The sequence below is a fragment of the Vogesella sp. genome, from assembly GCF_046297735.1.
Lineage (GTDB): Bacteria > Pseudomonadota > Gammaproteobacteria > Burkholderiales > Chromobacteriaceae > Vogesella > Vogesella urethralis.
The window spans coordinates 1-18,615 of the sequence record NZ_JBKBHK010000021.1; the positions used below are offsets into that span (position 1 = coordinate 1).

Below are 18,615 nucleotides of genomic sequence, written 5' to 3' on the forward strand. Positions count from 1 at the left end.
GTGTGTGGCAGCGTGTCATTTAATGCGTGTTGTAGCAGGCTCATACAGCAAAAAAGGGAACATGATGAACATGTTCCCTTTTACTGGATTTGCAGTCGCAAGTCTTAACTGACTGGCATTATGCCAGAGCGGGGGCTTTTGTCTGCCCGGACGTTGGCCGCAGGCAAAACAGCAAGGCCGCTGCGTTGCAGCGGCCTTGCTGTTAGACGCTAGCAACAACGCCTTACGCCAGCTGCTGGCGCAAGAAGGCCACGGTACGGCCCCAGGCCAGCTCGGCGGCGGCCTTGTCGTAACGGGCGGCGTTGGTATCGTTGTTGAACGCGTGGTTGACGCCCGGGTACAGCTGCAGCGTGTAGCGGGTACCGGCTGCTTTCAGTGCGTCCTCGAACGCCGGAATGCCGGCATTGATGCGCTCGTCCAGCGCGGCATAATGCAGCAGCAGCGGTGCCTTGATGCGCGGCACGTCGGCAGCGGCAGGCTGTGAACCGTAGTACACCACCCCGGCCCCCAGCGCCGGCGCATGCACCGCCAGCTGCCCCACCTGGCCGCCGCCCCAGCAGAAGCCCACCGCGCCCACTTTGCCGTTGCCCTGCGCCTGCAGATAGGCCAGCGCCGCCAGCGACACATCGCGCGACAGCGCCGCGTCCAGGCTGCCGAACATCTCGCGCGCCTTGTCTTCGTCCGCCGGCGTACCACCCTTGGTAGACAGATAATCCGGCGCCAGCACCACAAAGCCCTCCAGCGCCAGGCGGCGAGCCACGTCGCGGATGTGCGGGTTGAGGCCGCGATTCTCGTGAATGACGATCACTGCCGGTAGCTGGCGCACGTCAGCATGGGCAGGCTGTACGCGGTAGCCGTTGAGGCTGGCGTCGCCAAGGCGGCCGAACACGGTGTCGGCGGCTTGCAGGCGGCTGTCGCCGGCGGCCACCTGCTGCGCTTGGGCATAGTTGTTTTCCAGCAGCGGCAGAATGGCGTAGGCGGCAGCGGTGCCACCGGCCAGCCGCGTCAGGCGCTGGAAAAAATCGCGCCGCGATAGCGGTGCGTGGGTGTATTCATCGTACAGCTGGATGATGTCCTGGCTGACAGCCGGTGCGGCTGGCTTTGATTGCATGGTGGACTCCCTGGTGGATGATCGTTCTGACATGACAGCAAGCGATTCGGACCGGCCCGACAAAGCAAAATTCCGTCGCCCAGTGGGCTTATGGCGAACAGTGTGTTAAGGCCACGCGCATACCGGGCGTCACCCCCAGTGTGGCAAAGCCGCCTTGCGGCAGCTCCAGCGCTGCCACGCCTGGGCGTGACGACTGGTGCACGTCCAGCGACATCGGCGTCATGTCCACGATCTGGAACACCTCGCCCTGCTCATCAATAAAGCCAATCGACAGCGGCTGCCAGGTATCACGCATCCAGAAGCGCAGCAGTTGCGGCTGCTCGAAGGCAAACCACATGCCGGACGAGACGTCGTGCCGTTTGGACAGACCGTGCATACGCAAGGCCTCACTGTCGGCCAAGGGCACTGCGGCCAATTGACGCCCGTTATCGAACTGCACCTCACAGTGGCGTGGCAGCGGCGCGGGGTCAGCAGCGGGCTGCTGTGCAGACAGCAGCACAGGGCAGAACGCAAGGAACAGTATCAGCAGGCGCACAGTGTGGCTCCGTATCAGGGGGCTGCCACGCCAGCCAGTTCGCGTAGCAGCGACATCAGCACCTTGACGCTGTCGCGAGCACGCTGTTCGATGCGGCCTGGTGGCAGCAGGGCCGGCAACTTCGTCAGGTTATCGATATCGGGCCGGTGCCAGGCACTGCCGCCGGGTATGCCGGGCAGGCTGGTCTGGGTATAGCCATCCCCCTGCCCCAGCGTCCAGCTGGTAGCTTCCAGTGCCAGCACCGGAATACCAGCCTGGTCGAAGGTTTCCTGATCGGAACAGCAGCCGGTACCGGCCGGGTAGTCGGGGTGGCGCCCCGGGTTGGTAGCGGCGGCAATGCCCAGGCTTGTCGCCAGCGCCAGTGCCCGGTCGCGGGCGGCACCGGCAGCAGGGTTGGCCGCCGTGGTCTGCTTGCCAGCAGTAAAATAAAGCTGATCGCCGGTGAGCAGGCTGTCCAGATTGATCATCAACAGGATATTGGCGCGCTGTGCCGGCGTCAGGCTGGCCAGATAAGCTTGCGAGCCCTTGCGACCCAGCTCTTCGGCACCGAAACCGATAAACACCAGCGTATGCTCGGCAGGCAGCTCGGCCACGCTGCGCGCCAGCTCCAGCAGCACCCCCAGACCGGAGGCGTTATCGTCCAGGCCTTGCAGCTCTGGCCCGCCAAACACACCTTCGTGGATTTCGCGCTGCGTGGTCGCAGTATCAAGGTGGGCACCCACCACGATCACCTTGCCGCTGCGACCGGGTTTGACCGCTACCACGTTTCGGCTGGACAACAGCCGCTTCTGGCGCACGTTATTGGCAAATACGTATTGGTATTCGGTATCGAATGGCTGGAACGTGGCGTGGTAGCCCAGGCTAGCCAGTTGCAGATACAGGTACTCCGACGCGGCAAAATCGCGGTCAGAACCTGCCAGACGGCCGGCAAACTGGCTGGCGATGTAGCGCATCTCGCGCACAGCACGCTCGCCTGGCGGGGCCGTGTCTGCCCCCCAGGCAAGGTTGGCCGCCAGCACGCAAGCTGCCGTGGCAAGGTATCGAAACATGTCAATCACACTCCGCGTCAGTCATGGCTGATGATAGTTTGCCAGCATAGCGTCAGGCCAGCGTCTCGTTGGTATCGCTGCTGGCATCGGCATGGAATACCACGTTATTGCGCCCGTTCAGCTTGGCCTGATAGAGCGCTGCATCCGCCCGGGCGGCCACCGCGTCCAGCCCCAGGCCCGCTTGAAACATCGCGACCCCCATGCTGACCGTCACCCGTACGTGCTGCTTGGCCACCGGCAAGGGCATGGCGGCAATTTGCTGTCGCAAGGCCTCCAGGTGACGGCCCAGCGCCTCGCGTTCGGCCCCGTTTACCAGGATGACAAACTCTTCGCCCCCCCAGCGCACCAGATAGTCGCTGGGCCGCGCCTGCTGCCGCAACAGGCTGGCCACCGCCACCAGTACGGCATCGCCGGCGAGGTGCCCTAGCTGATCATTTATCTGCTTGAAGTGGTCAATATCCAGCATCACCAACGCTAGCGTATTGTTGCGCTGCCGGGCCGAGCGCGTCTGTCGCGCCCAGGCCTCCTGGAAAGCATGGCGGTTGGCACAGGCAGTCAATTGGTCGGTAGTAGCCAGGCGCGCCAGATCGCGGTTGCCACGATGGTTGATCAGCAACACCAAACCAATGATGGCCATGGCCATCAGACCGCTGACCAGCAGGCTTTGCATCATGGCCTGGCGCGCCTTGTACAGTTCGGCGGTTTCATCCTGCTCTACCAGCAGGTACCACCCCAGGTCGCTAAGGTAGCGTACGCTCAGGATGCTGTGATGATTCTGGCGCTGTACAAAGAAAATCTGCGGCTGGCCCGCATTGCGCAGGATCTGCCCGGCAATGGGTGCCAGTGCCGGGTCATCCTGTAGCGTGCCCCCCTTGCTGCGCTTGCCATGCAAAATGATCTGGCCCTTGGCATTGACCAAAGAAATAGCTCGCTCGAAACGCGACTCGTAGTGATCGATTTTTTGGCGTACGCCTTCAATGGTCAGCCCCACGCCGACAATGGCAATCACGCGCTGCTTGTAATCGTAGGCCTTGTGATTGACGAAAGCAGTCAGCTTGTTGCCGTTTTGCTGGTCATGATCGATGTTCAGCACATACTCATGCGGCGAATTCAGCACGTCGTCAAACCAGCGGTCCATTGCCTGCTCCGGGTTGACCTGACGGGCAATACCTGCCGGTGAGTAGTAGTTGAGCGTGGCACGCGACACCGCAAAACTGGAAGACGTGTGATAGCGATGGCGGATTTCGCCCAGGTAGCGGGCAATCGGCGTTACCGGCTGCTCACCGGCCATCATCCAGTCGCGCAAGAAGGTATCGTGCGCCATCAGCGACGACACCAGAATGGGCCGTGCCACATCCTTGCTGATTTCGGAATAGATATTGTCGCCGGTAAGCGGCAAACCTTGCTCGATAATGTCTTGCCGCACCTTGTCGCGGCTGGAAGCGTAGTTGATCAGTAGATTAACGGCAGTGCCAGCCAGCAGGATGACGGCAATCAGCCAAGTAATCCGGCGCTGTTTTCGGCTTATTTCCATTGTGCTTCCATAGACTTGACCACCGCACCGGCGTAGGGCGGGCAGCCTTCCCGGCCTTACGGTCAGGTGCCGGGCAACATCGTGTTAAACGTTTGAACCAGACCGACAGTATAAAACGCCGCCAGCCTTTTTACCGGGTAGCGTGTCAGGCAAGCGGCCCAGCCAGACCGCGCCGCTCAGGCCCTCATCCGCAGCATTCCCGCTTACAAAACAAAGCCTGCTTGCATGGCAAACAGGCTTTGTTACCCCGCGCGCAGGCCCCTTGCCGGCGACCTGCCTGCTATCAACACACGGTCAGTGATGGATGAAGCGCTCGAAAACTTCGGCGTAGTCCTTGCGATGCGCGGCACTGCCAGCCTGCGCCAGTGTAGCGTGGTAAAAACCATAGAGTGCCTGCGCCTGGCTGGCCAGGTCGCCATGGTCACCACTGTGGCGCGCCAGCGAGCTCACCACGCGGTCCAGGCTCTGGTTTACCTCCTGATAACGGCGGTGCTCGTCGCCCATCAGCTGGCTGATTTCGATCAGTGCTTTGTAGATGTCCTTCAGCGGCTCGATGTGCTCCTTGTGCACATCAATGGAAAACCCATGGCCACCCAGCATGAACTTCAATTCAACATCCAGATCGATGGTGCCTGCCGTCTCCAGCTGTACGTCCTCGATATCGTACTGGTAGTAATCGTAGCGTTTGAGCAGCCGCTTCTTGCTGATAGCGCTATCACCATCCAGATGCAGCAAGGCCAGGTTGGTAAAGCAGTACTCGTCGGTCTTGCTCTTGATCAGGAAGAAAATCTTTTCGCCCTTCTCGTGCATGATGAAGTCGTCGCTTTCTACCTTGTGGTAGTCCTGCGGGGCGATGACGCGGCCGATATCGCTCAGGCCCAGTGCATCCGATGCCAGTTTGCCGAACATGGGTATCTCCGTAAGGTTGGCCGCAGCAAGGGCGGCAAGCAAGCCGGCACGCCACGGCACACCGGCACGCTCATTATGCCCGATGACTGGGCATCAAGCGTCGCGTAACTGCCGTTCGATACGACGGTCCGGCACTAGCCACATCAGCGCCACGGCGGCGTAAATACCCCACGCCAACGCCGGCAACTGCATGGCCACCAGAATGCCCAGCAAGTACAACACCAGCGACAGCTTGCCCTTGACGTCACGCCCCAGGGCTTGCGACAGCAACGCATTTTGCGGCACCCGAGACAACGCCCACTCCAGCAGCCAGTAAGCCAGCGCCGACATCAGCAAGACAAAACCGTACAGGGCAGTAGTAAGTGGGGCAAAGTGGTTCTCGCCCATCCAGCCACTGGCAAACGGTATCAGCGACAGCCAGAACAACAAGTGCAGATTGGCCCACAGCACCACACCGCTAACCTGACGGCTGGCGTGCAGCATATGGTGATGATTGTTCCAGTAAATACCCACGTAGATAAAACTGAGCAAATAGCTGACAAACACCGGCCACAGCTTCAGCAATGCCGCCCACTCAATGCTGTGCGGCACTTTCAGCTCCAGCACCATGATGGTAATGATGATGGCCAACACCCCATCGCTAAAGGCTTCCAGCCTGTTTTTTCCCATGATTGCCCCCCCCTGGTTGATAGAAAGGGCAGTATAGGCAGCTGCTGGCACTGCTTTTAACGAACTGCCTGGCCATGACACAGCGCCACCCGCAGCAGAAAATCATGGCAGCGGCAACAACACGGCTTGTCGCCGCGAACGCCGGCCTAGCCATGGCACATCAGGCCGGCACACGGCACAGACTGCACAGTGGGCCATGACACAGCAGCGGCTACCGGTTGGCAGGCAGCTACCAGCCACTGGGGCAGCTCACCCCTCTCAGCAACCGCGCATGCTCACCGCTAGCTTTAAGCTGCTGCAAGCCGCGATTAAAATCAGCCAGCAAACCGGCACTGCCCGGCCGTGACAGCGGCAACAGCAAATGGGTGGTGAACTGATCGGTAAGCCTGCGCGGATGGGCGTGCAGTTTTTCGGCCTGCGCCAACGCAAAATGCCTGGATAGCAAGTAGCAAGCCACATTGCGCTCGATCGGCACCACGTCTACCCGGCGTGCCAGCAACTTGCGCAGCGCCAGCAAATCATCTGGCGTTGCATCGCTTTGCAGCTTGCCCTGCTGCAACAAGCGCCACATCTCGGGGGTGTAGGTGTAATTGGCGATAATGGCCAGGCGGTACGGCTGCAAGTCGGACAACGCTTTCCAGTCGAAAGGCATATCGCGGCGATGCACAAACACCCACTGTTCGGTCAGCACGGTATCACTGCTCAGAAAGCGGCTATTACGCGCCGGGTTATAGCCCCAATAAGCGGTAGCGTCCCAGCGGGCATTGGCCGTTTCCTCCAGTGCCCGCGTCCAGGGCATGAAATGGTATTCCACCGTATGGCCCGCCAACGCAAAAGCACGCCGCACAATCTGCAGCGCCACCCCCTGATCCGGCCGCTCCTGCGTAGCGTAAGGTGGCAGCTCGCCGGTAGCAATGCGCAAGGCCTGCCCGTGTGCCAACGGCAACAGCAGCAGCAACAGCAAAAACACAGGCTTGAGCATGGTTCATCCCGAATGGCATCTATCGATATCATATCGAAATTCCGCATGCCTCATTACATCACCACCGGGCAAGCGACAAAACAACACGTCACAAAGTACAGCAGGCAACACCTGCCTGCCGCAAACGTAGCAAGCCAACCATGATGACAACAGGCTCCACCCGACAAACGACAAGGGGCGTGGCGAGTGATACCAGGTTGGCCGCAACCGCGTTATGGCACGCGGCCAACCTTGCGGGGTGCAGCAAATGTGGAGATTCGGACCGTAGCCCGGATAAGGCGCAGCCGCATCCGGGGAATACATCAAGCAACCTCGTTCCAGATCACCACCAACCCCGGATGCGCCGTTGGATTGTTCGGGCTACGCACTACAAACCCGCCGCCGTGAGGAAAGCGGCAGGCAATCACGCCGCGCAACGGCACACAAAACAAAAAGTTTGGCCGCAATATCGTGACAGCATGCGGCCAACCTTTCATTTTGTCGTGCAATCACATGACAGGTCTTGAATCCGCTGCGCGGATGATGATTACAGCCGGTTCCGCCCGGCAGGCAGGAAGGGGGCGGGTCGCCGCCCCCTTTCATCCCCCCTCGCCCCCGTGGTCCGCGAAACCCCGGCAAAAAGCCCACCGCAAGGCGCTGCCGAACTCGCCCTACGCTAACGGCTCCGGGCTCAAACAAATCGGCCGCTTAAAACCTTGCGGCAGACTTTTTACCGGCGCTCCCCAAGGGGGCATGGGTCGCAGCACAAAGTTGGCTGCAATAACGTAAATGTTTGCGGCCAACCGCACAGGGCGCGGTGAACGTAACGTTGGGCTTCATTTACGTGGTGGGCACAACCTCCGGTTTTTGCCCACCCTACGTCAAACCACTACCGCACCGGCGCCGCCCCATCCCGTTGGCGCGAGCCGGGCAAAACGGTTTGCCCCAGGTTTTAAGACGCCGATTTGTTTGAGCCCCGCGCCGTTAGCAAGGGGCGAGTTCGGCGGCGCCTGGGGCGGGCCGTTTGGCACGGGGTTTCGAGCAGCCCCGGGTCGCCTTTTCTTTGGGTACTTTCTTTTGGCGACGCAAAAGAAAGTACCCCGCCGCCGCGCGGAAAGCGGCAGAAAACCACGCCGCGTAGCGGCACACCAAACAAAAAGGTTGACCGCAATACCATAAAGGCATGTGGCCAACCTTGCGGGGCGTGGCAACCGTGGGGATTCGGAGCGTAGCCCAGATAAGGCGCAGCCGCATCCGGGGAATACTTCCAACCACCGCGTACCAGATAATAACCAACCCCGGATGCGCCGTTGGCTTATCCGGGCTACGCACTACAAACCCGCCGCCGTGAGGAAAGCGGCAGGCAATCGCGCTGCGCAGCGGCACGCAAAACAAAAAGGTTGGCAGCGATACCGTGACGGCATGCGGCCAACCCTGCGAGGCGCGGTAAACGTTGGGCTTCATTTCATTCAGCCCAACCTACGGGCTATTTTTTTACCGGAGGCGGAGGGGGAGTAGGATTTGGCCTCTTCAAATTGGGATTAGGCATAGGGTTCTTTGAAAAACCTTTAGAAACCCCATCCTGCGCCATAGTTGGAGGAGGAGGACTAGGTAACTTTCTACTCATGATTACACCTCATACTTCAAAAACTCGACATAAACAACTTTCTCGACGGGCACAAGAAATTTATCCACTTGTGACAGAACCATTTGCTCGCCATCACCCAACCATGAAATATCGTTCAAAACAAAATGCCCTGATTTTGCTTGCGATGGCCACTCTCTAGGATACCCCATCACCCTACGCCCATCATCTAAATGCAATATAACATAGGCTTCAACATCTTGATCCGCAAAAGATCCATACCACTCCGACGGGAAAGATGTCTCTCTGGTTATGTTTATTCTCCTTAGAAAAGTATGCATCAAATCATTATTTGCCGAATACGAAAGAAACAAACCAGAAAAAACAGCAATCAAAAAATTGAAACTAGAGTTTGCCGAATTATTCCACAACCCAAAGGAGTAGACTTCGTCACCAATCCAAAAAAATACAGATTTTAGGCAAAAGACAAAAAACGAAACAACCGATGTCAAAATAAGAGCATGGACAATTCTCTCAAAAGGAGAGTCTATTTTGTAAGAAGTTAGCCCATGAAATATCCATGCAGCAACAAACCCATTTATCAAATACTGAAAAAAAGGCAGAATTTCTTTAATTTCACTCATTAAAAACCCCCGTCACCATCGATGACAGGGGTTTTATCACGGATGACAATGCGTTATCAAGCCAACTTGGCGAGCTGCACCTTGATCTTGTCCAGCTTGTCATTCAGCTCGGCCAGCTGCGCCTTGTCGCGCTCTACCAGGTGCGCCGGGGCTTTATCGATGTAGCCCGGTTTCTCCAGTTTGGCGGTGAGCTTGGCCAGCTCCGCTTCCACCTTGCCCTGCTCTTTGGTAAGGCGGGCGGTTTCGGCGGCTTTGTCCACTTCCACCTTCAGCATCAGGCGGGCGTCGCCGGACATGGCCACCGGGGCGTCGTCGGCCGGCAGTGCGGCCACGATGCTGCCTTCGGTCAGGCGGGCCAGCAGCTTCAGGTAGGGCACAAAGTCGGCCACCGAGGCGTCGGCGGTTTCGATGAACAGCGGCGCTTTTACCGCCGGGCCGATGCCCATTTCGCCGCGCAGGTTGCGCACGGCGTTCACCATGTCCTTGAAGGCATCCATGCGCGCGTTGGCGGCGGCATTGATCTTCTCCGGCACGGCAACAGGCCACTGCGCCAGCATGATGCTGTCGGTGTGCTTGGCGTTGGCCAGCGGGGCCACGGTTTGCCACAGTTCTTCGGTGATGAACGGCATCAGCGGGTGGGTGAGGCGCAGCGCCACTTCCAGCACGCGCACGATGGTGCGGCGGGTGGCACGCTGCTGCGCTTCGTTACCGTTTTGCAGCTGTACCTTGGCCAGCTCGACGTACCAGTCGCAGTACTCGTTCCAGATGAATTCGTAGATCACCTGGGCGGCCAGGTCGAAGCGGTAGGTTTCCAGCGCGTTGGTGACGTCGGCTTCGGCTTGCTGCAGGCGGCCGATGATCCACTGGTCGACAAAGCTGTATTCCAGCGGCAGGGTTTCGTCCTGGCCGCAGTCTTTGCCTTCCACGTTCATCATCACGAAGCGGGTGGCGTTCCACAGCTTGTTGCAGAAGTTGCGGTAGCCTTCGGCGCGTTTGAAGTCGAAGTTCACCGAGCGGCCCAGCGTGGCGTAGCTGGCCATGGTGAAGCGCAGCGCGTCGGTACCGTAGGCGGGAATGCCGTCCGGGAACAGCTTTTCGGTGGCTTTGGCGATGGCCGGGGCTTTTTCCGGGCGGCGCAGGCCGGTGGTACGTTTTTCTACCAGCGGGCCCAGCGCGATGCCGTCGATCAGGTCGACCGGGTCGATGACGTTGCCTTCCGACTTCGACATCTTCTTGCCTTCGTGGTCGCGCACCATGCCGTGGATGTAAACGTCACGGAACGGCACCTTGCCGGTGAAGTGCTTGGTCATCATGATCATTCGGGCAACCCAGAAGAAGATGATTTCGTAGCCGGTCACCAGCACGTTGCTGGTAACAAAAGCCTTCAGGTCTGGTGTGTCTTGCGGCCAACCCAAGGTGGAGAACGGCACCAGCGCGGAGCTGAACCAGGTGTCCAGTACGTCCTGTTCGCGGCGCAGGGTCTTGCCCGGGGCTTTGGCCTGGGCTTCGGCTTCGGTGCGGCCAACGTAGATGTTGCCGTCTTCGTCGTACCAGGCCGGAATCTGGTGGCCCCACCACAGCTGGCGGCTGATACACCAGTCCTGGATGTTGTTCATCCACTGGTTGTAGGTGTTGACCCAGTTTTCCGGGATGAAGCGCACTTCGCCGCTGGCCACGGCGTCGATGGCTTTCTGGGCGATGGATTGGCCGGTGGCGTCGCCGTCACCCACTTTGCTCATGGCCACGAACCATTGGTCGGTGAGCAGCGGCTCGATCACGGTACCGGTACGGTCGCCGCGCGGCACCATCAGTTTGTGCGGTTTGGTTTCCAGCAGCAGGCCCTGGGCTTCCAGGTCTTTCAGCATGGCCTTGCGCGCGTCGGCGGTGGAGAGGCCGGCGTAAGCGGCCGGCAGCTCGATGCTGCCCTGGGCGCTGCCGTCAAAGCCGAATACTTGCGCTTTGGCCAGGATGGTGGCGTCCAGGCTCATCACGTTGATCAGCTGGGTGCTGTGGCGCTTGCCGACTTCGTAGTCGTTGAAGTCGTGGGCCGGGGTGATCTTGACGAAGCCGGTGCCGAATTCTTTATCGACGTACTCGTCGGCAATCACCGGAATCTGGCGGCCGGTAAGCGGCAGCTCGACCAGTTTGCCTACCAGGTGGGCAAAGCGTTCGTCGGTGGGGTTTACCGCCACGGCCACGTCGCCGAGCAGCGTTTCCGGACGGGTGGTGGCCACGGTGATGAACTCGTCGCTACCCACTACCGGGTATTTGATGTGCCACATGTGGCCGTCTTCTTCCTCGGAAACTACTTCGAGGTCGGAGATGGCGGTGCCCAGCTTGGCGTCCCAGTTGGACAGGCGCTTGCCACGGTAGATCAGGCCTTGCTCGTACAGGCGCACGAAAACTTCGGTCACCACGTCGGCGCGCACGTCGTCCATGGTGAAGTATTCACGGGTCCAGTCTACCGAGCAGCCGACGCGGCGCATCTGGCTGGTAATGGTGCCGCCGGATTTTTCTTTCCATTCCCATACCTTGGCGGTAAAGGCGTCGCGGCCCAGGTCGAAGCGGCTGATGCCCTGCTCGGCCAGCTGGCGCTCTACCACGATCTGGGTGGCGATACCGGCGTGGTCGGTACCCGGAATCCACACCGTGTTGTCGCCTTTCATGCGGTAGTAGCGGGTCAGGCCATCCATGATGGTCTGGTTGAAGGCGTGGCCCATGTGCAGCGTACCGGTGACGTTGGGCGGCGGCAGCTGGATGGCAAAGGACGGCTTGGTGGTGTCCATATGCGGCTTGAAGTAGCCGGACTGTTCCCATTGATCGTACCAGCGACGTTCGATGTCGCCCGGCTCGTAGCTTTTGGCAAGTTCCATGGTCATGGTGTGAATTCGGTCTGAGTGAGGCAAAAATGGCTGAAATTATAAACCGATCTGCTGCACTGCGTCCTGCCTGACTCTATCGAGCAGTTTCAGAAGCAGTAATGGATGCGGCAACAGTCGCCAAAGCCGTGTATATATGCACAACCACCCAAACAAAGCATGCCCGCCACACAGGGTAACGGAGCTGGCAGAACTAGCATGAGCAATACCATTTTACTGGTGGAAGACAACACCGCCGTCCTGCGCACCATGCAGCGCATCATCGAAAATGACGGGTTCGGCGTGGTGTGCGCTACCACCAAGCAGGAAGTCGCTGCCATTTTGCAGCAAAGTACCGATTTCATGGCCTGCGTGCTGGACTATAGCCTGCCCGACGCAGCAGACGGCGAGGCATTGCCGCTGGTACTGCAGCACAAGATCCCCACCATTGTGCTGACTGCACGCAGCGATATGGAAACGCGGGAGAAGGTACTGCTGCAACCGGTAGTGGACTACGTACCCAAAGACACGCCGGCTGCCTTCGAGTACACCATCAAGATGGTGCGCCGCATCCAGGCCAACCCCGGCATCCGCGTGCTGGTAGTGGATGACTCCTCTACCATCCGCAGCTATCTGCGCCAGTTGCTGCAGCGCCATCGCTACGAAGTGCTGGAGGCGTCGGAGGCCGATACCGCGCTGCGCATGCTGCGCGACGACCCCAGTATCCGCCTGGTGCTGTCCGACCACGACATGCCCGGCAAGAGTGGCGTGGTGATGGTGAGCGAAATCCGCCGCTTTCGCAGCAATGACGAACTGGCCATCATCGGTGTTTCCGGCAGCCAGGACCCGGCCATGACCGCCCGCTTCATCAAAGCCGGGGCCGACGACTACCTGAACAAGCCCTTCAACCACGAGGAGTTTTTCTGCCGCGTTACCCGCAACATCGAGTTCGTGGAAAACCTGCGCGCCCTGTCGCGCGCCGCGCATGAAGACCCGCTGACCGGCCTGCCCAACCGCCGCTTCTTCTTCGAAAACGTGCTGAAACAAACGCGGCCGTTTGGCGTGGCCATGGTAGACATCGACCACTTCAAGGCCATCAACGACCAGTTTGGCCACGACATGGGCGACCTGGCGTTGAAACTGCTGGCCGATCTGCTGTACGGCCGCTTCATGGGTAAGCATATCGCGCGCTTTGGCGGCGAAGAGTTCGTCATCATGCTGCAAGCCGGACACGAACGCGACATGCTGGCAGAGCTGGAAGCCTTCCGCGAACAAGTAGCGCAGATGGCCTACCCCACAGCCAGAGGCGAATTGCGCTTTACCCTGAGCATTGGTGCCGCCGCCGGGCCGCAGGACATTGGTACGCTACTGAAACTGGCTGACGATCGCCTGTACAAAGCCAAGCAGCAAGGCCGCAACCGGGTGTGCATAGACTAAAACCAGTACCCGCTAACGCAGCCTTGCCTTTTAGCCAAAACAAGCACAGCACAAGGCACTACAGGGCCAGGCCAAGCCGGCCCATTCAGGCACCAGAATGATCGGCGTCTACTTTTGCCAGACCAAGCCCGCATGCTGCGGGCTTTTTGATGGGCACGCAGCGTCCGGCTTCAAGCCGCCTTGTTCAATACCCAGTCCAGCCAGCGCGTGGGTAACAAGCGTTTGAGGTACCAGAACACGTGGGTAGGCGTGGTAACACGATAGCGTGCCGCCGGCCGCGGCGAAGCCAGTGCTTTTTCCACTACCGCCAACACCGCCGTACCCGGCAGCGTAAAAGGCGCGGCGTGGCCTTCTTTCTTCAGCCGTGCCAGCTGCTTCTGGTAGCTGTCGCGGTGGGCGCTGGCGTCAATGTCCACATTGGCCAGAAACTTTTGCAGCGCATTGGGGCGGAAACGGCTTTCGATCGGGCCCGGCTCGATCAGGCTGACATGGATACCGGTGCCAGCCAGCTCCAGCCGCAACGTGTCGCACAGGCCTTCCATCGCGTACTTGCTGGCGTTGTAGGCGCCACGGTATTTCATGGCAGCAAAACCCAGTACCGAGCTGTTGAACAGGATGCGGCCACCGCCCTGGCGCCGCATCACCGGCAATACGGCGTTGGTGAGTTCCCAGGCGCCAAACAAGTTGGTTTCAAACTGTGCGCGCATGGCAGGGCGCGAGATATCTTCTACCGCGCCGGGCTGGCCGTAGCCTGCATTGTTGAACAATGCCTCCAGCTTGCCACCACTGCGGCGCAATACCTCGTCCAGTGCGTGGCGGATACTGACGCTATCATCTACGTCCAGCTGCAGGGCATCGGCAAAGCCATCCGCCTGCAGGCGCGCCACGTCGCCGGCTTGGCGGGCGGTAGCAAACACGCGCCAGCCTTGCTGCTGCAGGCCACGCGCTACGTCCAGGCCTATGCCGCTGGAGCAGCCGGTGATGAGGATGTTTTTTTGAACCATTTATGAACCTGCCAAGGGGGTATCGAGTCAAAACGCGACATGTGTAACAATATGTACATCGCTGCCGGATAGTACACTTCGATTAACAAAACCGGCGAATAATAACAAATCTCTTACACTGCCTTCATTCAAGGAGTATTCACAATAATGGAACAGGCCCTCCCCTCGATCGGATCGCCTTTCTTCTACACGGTGTTCTTCGTGGCCGTGCTGATCATGATCGTCATCGATATGGTGGCGCTCAAGCAGAGCGGTTCGCACAAAGTCTCCATCAAGGAGGCCGCCACTTGGTCGGCCATCTGGGTTGCCGTGGCGTGTGCCTTCGGCGGCTGGCTGTGGTGGTACCTGGCCACCGACCCGGCCTACGGCGAAGCCGTTGCCAACCAGAAAGCACTGGAGTTCTTTACCGGCTACGTGATTGAAAAATCGCTGGCGGTAGACAACATCTTCGTGTTCCTGATGATTTTTGCCTTCTTCAAGGTGCCGGCGGAATACCAACGGCGCGTGCTGCTGTACGGCGTATTCGGTGCCATCATCCTGCGTACCATCATGGTGTTCCTGGGCGCGGCGCTGGTAAAAGAGTTCGACTGGATCCTGTACGTGTTCGGCGCCTTCCTGCTGTTTACCGGCCTGAAGATGATGCTGCCGGAAAAGGACGAAGAGCAGGACCTGGCCAACAACGGCCTGCTGAAGTTCCTGCGCAAGCACCTGCGCATGACCGACGAGTACCACGGTGAAGCCTTCTTCGTGGTGAAAAACGGCCTGCGCTACGCTACCCCGATGTTTGTGGTACTGGTGTTCGTCGAGCTGTCGGACGTGGTGTTTGCTGTAGATAGCATCCCGGCCATCTTCGCCGTCACCATGGACCCGTTCATCGTGCTGACGTCCAACATCTTTGCCATCCTGGGCCTGCGGGCGATGTTCTTCCTGCTGGCCGACGTGGCCGACCGCTTCCACCTGCTGCGCTACGGCCTGGCCATCGTGCTGTCTTTCATCGGCATGAAGCTGTTGCTGCTCAAGGTGTACCACATCCCGGTAGCGGTCTCGCTGGGCGTGGTGTTCAGCGTGATTACCGCCTCGGTCATCGCTTCGCTGATGTTCCCCAAGAAAGCCGGCTAAGCCCGAGCCCCCGCCCCGGCGGGGGTTTTGCTTTGGGCCGGCCGTATCGCGTGCATGTCATGCAGGTTGCCGCTTTGTTGCGAAGCGGAAAACCCCTACAATGGCGGCCAACCTTATCGATGCAGAAGGACAAGCGCCGTGGCCAAAACCGCCAAAGCCCAGGCCAGCTTCGAAAGCGCGCTGGCGCAGCTGGAAGACATCATCCAGGCAATGGAAGGCGGCGACCTGCCGCTGGATACCGCCCTGACCTCGTACAAGCAGGGCATCGAACTGATCAAGTTCTGCCAGGGCAAACTGGCAGACGCCGAACAACAGCTGCGCGTGCTGGAAAACGACGAACTCAAGCCGCTGGACCTCACCGATGGCCAATAACCCCTTTACCGGCTGGATGACCCACACCCAGCAAACCGTGGAAAGCACGCTGGAAGCACTGCTGCCTTCCGCCGAGCGCGCACCCCAGGTGCTGCACGACGCCATGCGCTACAGCACGCTGCAAGGCGGCAAGCGTGTGCGCCCGCTGCTGGCGTTTGCCGCCGGCGAGCTCACCGGCGCCGACGCGGCCAACGTGGCACGCGTGGCCTGTGCCGTGGAGATGATCCACGCCTACTCGCTGGTACACGACGACATGCCGTGCATGGACGACGACGTACTGCGCCGCGGCAAGCCCACCTGCCACGTGCAGTACGACGAAGCCACCGCCCTGCTGGTGGGCGACGCGCTGCAAACGCTGGCCTTCGACGTGGTAGCCACCCCGCTGCCGGGCGTAGACGCCAGCCGCCAACTGGCGATGGTGAAACTGCTGGCCCATGCCAGCGGTCACGCCGGCATGGCCGGCGGCCAGGCCATCGACCTGGCCAGCGTCGGCAAGGCGCTGGAGCAACCGCAGCTGGAATTCATGCACATGCTGAAAACCGGCGCGCTGATCCGCGCCGCCGTACTGCTGGGCGCCTACTGCGGCCAGGCGATGAGCGACGCCGAACAAGACGGCCTGGACCACTTTGCCAAGCGCATGGGCCTGGCTTTCCAGGTGGTGGACGACGTGCTGGACTGCGAAGCCGATACCGCCACGCTGGGCAAGACCGCCGGCAAGGATGCGGCCAACGACAAGCCTACCTATGTAAGCCTGATGGGCCTGGGCGAGGCCAAGCAGTTTGCCCGCGACCTGTACGACGACGCGCTGGCCGCGCTGGCGCCGTTTGGCGACCGTGCCGAACGCCTGAAACAGCTGGCCGACTACATCGTGGCCCGCTCGTTCTGACCATAACAAAAGCAAGATCATGACTACATTGCTCGACACCATACAGAGTCCCGCCGACCTGCGGAAACTGGACCGCAGCAAGCTGCCGCAGCTGGCAGACGAGCTGCGCGCTTTTCTGGTTGATTCGGTCAGCAAGACCGGGGGCCACTTTGCCTCCAACCTGGGCAGCATCGAGCTGACCATCGCCCTGCACTACGTGTTCAACACGCCGGACGACCGCCTGGTGTGGGACGTGGGGCACCAGACCTACCCGCACAAGATCCTGACCGGTCGCCGCGAACAGATGCACACCATGCGCCAGAAAGGCGGCCTGGCCGGCTTCCCCAAACGCGACGAGTCCGAATACGACACCTTCGGCGTCGGCCACTCGTCCACCTCCATCGGTGCTGCACTGGGCATGGCGGTGGCCGCCAAGCTGCAGAACCTGCCGCGCAAGAGCATTGCCATCATCGGCGACGGCTCGATGACCGCCGGCCAGGCGTTCGAAGCGCTGAACAACGCCGGCGCGATGGACACCGACCTCTTGGTGATCCTGAACGATAACGACATGTCGATCTCGCCCAACGTGGGTGCGCTCAACAACTACCTGGCCAAGCTGATGAGCGGCCGCTTCTACGCCGCCGTCAAGGAACGCAGCAACAAGGTGCTGGGCATGGCCCCGCCGCTGCGCGACATCGCCAGCAAGATGGAAGAGCACGTGAAGGGCTTCTTTACCCCCGGCACGCTGTTCGAAGAGTTCGGTTTCAACTATATCGGCCCGATCGACGGTCACGACCTCGACGTGCTGGTGGATACGCTGAAGAACATCAAGAGCCTGAAAGGCCCGCAGTTCCTGCACATCGTCACCAAGAAAGGCCAGGGCTACAAGCTGGCCGAGAACGACCCGGTGAAGTACCACGGCGTCACCAAGTTCGACCCGGCCTGTGGCCTGGCCGGCAGCAAGACGGGCGGCAAGCCGCAGTACACCCAGGTGTTCGGCGACTGGATCTGCGACATGGCCGAGCTGGACCCGCGCCTGGTGGGCATTACCCCGGCCATGCGCGAGGGCTCCGGCCTGGTGCGCTTTGAAAAAGAACACCCGGACCGCTACTTCGACGTGGCCATCGCCGAACAGCACGCAGTGACCTTTGCCGCCGGCATGGCCTGTGACGGGCTGAAGCCGGTGGTGGCGATCTACTCCACCTTCCTGCAACGCGGTTACGACCAGCTGATCCACGACGTGGCGCTGCAGAACCTGCCGGTGGTGTTTGCCATCGACCGCGCCGGCCTGGTGGGCGCCGACGGCCCTACCCACGCCGGCTCGTTCGACCTGTCCTACCTGCGCTGCATCCCCAACATGACGGTAATGGCGCCGTCGGACGAAAACGAATGCCGCCAGATGCTGTACACCGCGTTCAGCCTGGACACCCCCACCGCCGTGCGTTACCCGCGCGGTACCGGCCCGGGCGCCAGCATCGAACAGGCGATGGCCGCGCTGCCGCTGGGCAAGGGCGTGCTGCGCCGCCAGGGTAACGGCAAGGTGGCGATTCTGGCGTTCGGCAGCATGGTGCAGCCGGCGCTGGCCGCGGCCGACGCGCTGGACGCTACCGTCGCCGACATGCGTTTTGTCAAACCGCTGGACGAGGCGCTGATCCGCGAGCTGGCCGCCAGCCATAGCCTGCTGGTGACCGTAGAAGAAAACGCCATTCTGGGCGGTGCCGGCAGCGGCTGTGCCGAAGCGCTGGCGGCAGCCGGCCTCAGCGTGCCGATGTTGCATCTGGGCCTGCCGGATGACTATGTTGAACATGGGGACCCGGCCGGCCTGCTGAGCGATTGCGGCCTGGACGCCGCCGGCATCCGGCACAGCATCGAAACGCGGTTGGCCGCAGGCTAGCCTGCCGCTGCCCGACAGGCCTGCCGCCCTGCGCCGCAGGCCTTTTTCTTTGCCGCGGGCCGCAACACT

16 protein-coding genes are annotated in these 18,615 nt (G+C 60.5%); 5 read left to right on the forward strand and 11 right to left on the reverse strand.

What is annotated here, in order from left to right; all coding sequences use genetic code 11:
- Positions 1-223 precede the first annotated feature (223 nt).
- From ACK4FZ_RS16355 to ACK4FZ_RS16400, 10 genes are all read right to left on the reverse strand, one after another.
- Complete coding sequence (locus tag ACK4FZ_RS16355) at positions 224-1,111, reverse strand: dienelactone hydrolase family protein (RefSeq protein WP_409822738.1); 888 nt, start codon at positions 1,109-1,111, stop codon at positions 224-226.
- Between the two features lie 88 nt (positions 1,112-1,199).
- The gene (locus ACK4FZ_RS16360; protein ID WP_409822741.1) at positions 1,200-1,646 is read right to left on the reverse strand and encodes a DUF192 domain-containing protein; all 447 of its coding nucleotides are present in this window, start codon (positions 1,644-1,646) and stop codon (positions 1,200-1,202) included.
- A 14-nt stretch (positions 1,647-1,660) separates the two neighbouring features.
- Positions 1,661-2,695 carry an aminopeptidase gene (locus ACK4FZ_RS16365; protein WP_409822744.1) on the reverse strand — a complete coding sequence of 345 codons (1,035 nt, stop codon included), beginning with the start codon at positions 2,693-2,695 and terminating at the stop codon, positions 1,661-1,663.
- A gap of 52 nt (positions 2,696-2,747) precedes the next feature.
- Complete coding sequence (locus tag ACK4FZ_RS16370) at positions 2,748-4,229, reverse strand: diguanylate cyclase (RefSeq protein ID WP_409822746.1); 1,482 nt, start codon at positions 4,227-4,229, stop codon at positions 2,748-2,750.
- A 294-nt stretch (positions 4,230-4,523) separates the two neighbouring features.
- Positions 4,524-5,138: a PH domain-containing protein gene (locus ACK4FZ_RS16375; RefSeq protein WP_409822749.1), complete on the reverse strand. Its 615-nt coding sequence runs from the start codon at positions 5,136-5,138 to the stop codon at positions 4,524-4,526.
- Positions 5,139-5,231: 93 nt separating this feature from the next.
- On the reverse strand, positions 5,232-5,807 hold the full coding sequence (locus tag ACK4FZ_RS16380) for a TMEM175 family protein (protein ID WP_409822752.1): 576 nt from the start codon (positions 5,805-5,807) through the stop codon (positions 5,232-5,234).
- Positions 5,808-6,036: 229 nt separating this feature from the next.
- The gene (locus ACK4FZ_RS16385; protein ID WP_409822755.1) at positions 6,037-6,789 is read right to left on the reverse strand and encodes a substrate-binding periplasmic protein; all 753 of its coding nucleotides are present in this window, start codon (positions 6,787-6,789) and stop codon (positions 6,037-6,039) included.
- A gap of 963 nt (positions 6,790-7,752) precedes the next feature.
- Positions 7,753-8,232: a hypothetical protein gene (locus ACK4FZ_RS16390; protein ID WP_409822758.1), complete on the reverse strand. Its 480-nt coding sequence runs from the start codon at positions 8,230-8,232 to the stop codon at positions 7,753-7,755.
- Between the two features lie 165 nt (positions 8,233-8,397).
- Positions 8,398-8,997, reverse strand: a complete 600-nt coding sequence (locus ACK4FZ_RS16395) for a DUF6338 family protein (RefSeq protein WP_409822761.1) — start codon at positions 8,995-8,997, stop codon at positions 8,398-8,400.
- A 56-nt stretch (positions 8,998-9,053) separates the two neighbouring features.
- Entirely contained in the window at positions 9,054-11,870 is a 2,817-nt protein-coding gene (locus ACK4FZ_RS16400; protein WP_409822820.1) for a valine--tRNA ligase, read from the reverse strand.
- A gap of 204 nt (positions 11,871-12,074) precedes the next feature.
- Between ACK4FZ_RS16400 and ACK4FZ_RS16405 the strand changes: the two genes are divergently transcribed.
- Positions 12,075-13,292 carry a diguanylate cyclase gene (locus tag ACK4FZ_RS16405; RefSeq protein ID WP_409822764.1) on the forward strand — a complete coding sequence of 406 codons (1,218 nt, stop codon included), beginning with the start codon at positions 12,075-12,077 and terminating at the stop codon, positions 13,290-13,292.
- A 170-nt stretch (positions 13,293-13,462) separates the two neighbouring features.
- Here the strand turns inward: ACK4FZ_RS16405 and ACK4FZ_RS16410 are convergent, their stop codons facing one another.
- Positions 13,463-14,296 (reverse strand): SDR family oxidoreductase, encoded by an 834-nt coding sequence (locus ACK4FZ_RS16410; RefSeq protein ID WP_409822767.1) that lies wholly within the window; start codon positions 14,294-14,296, stop codon positions 13,463-13,465.
- A gap of 147 nt (positions 14,297-14,443) precedes the next feature.
- Between ACK4FZ_RS16410 and ACK4FZ_RS16415 the strand changes: the two genes are divergently transcribed.
- The 4 genes from ACK4FZ_RS16415 to dxs all read left to right on the forward strand — a co-directional run bounded on the left by ACK4FZ_RS16415 (position 14,444) and on the right by dxs (position 18,546).
- A complete protein-coding gene (locus tag ACK4FZ_RS16415) occupies positions 14,444-15,415 on the forward strand; it encodes a TerC family protein (RefSeq protein WP_409822770.1) in 972 nt (323 codons plus the stop codon).
- Positions 15,416-15,553: 138 nt separating this feature from the next.
- Positions 15,554-15,787 carry an exodeoxyribonuclease VII small subunit gene (locus ACK4FZ_RS16420; RefSeq protein WP_144373043.1) on the forward strand — a complete coding sequence of 78 codons (234 nt, stop codon included), beginning with the start codon at positions 15,554-15,556 and terminating at the stop codon, positions 15,785-15,787.
- Positions 15,777-16,673 carry a polyprenyl synthetase family protein gene (locus ACK4FZ_RS16425; protein ID WP_409822773.1) on the forward strand — a complete coding sequence of 299 codons (897 nt, stop codon included), beginning with the start codon at positions 15,777-15,779 and terminating at the stop codon, positions 16,671-16,673. The genes ACK4FZ_RS16420 and ACK4FZ_RS16425 overlap by 11 nt, the downstream gene beginning before the upstream one ends.
- Positions 16,674-16,692: 19 nt before the next feature.
- Positions 16,693-18,546 (forward strand): 1-deoxy-D-xylulose-5-phosphate synthase, encoded by a 1,854-nt coding sequence (gene dxs, locus ACK4FZ_RS16430; RefSeq protein ID WP_409822775.1) that lies wholly within the window; start codon positions 16,693-16,695, stop codon positions 18,544-18,546.
- Positions 18,547-18,615: the final 69 nt, after the last annotated feature.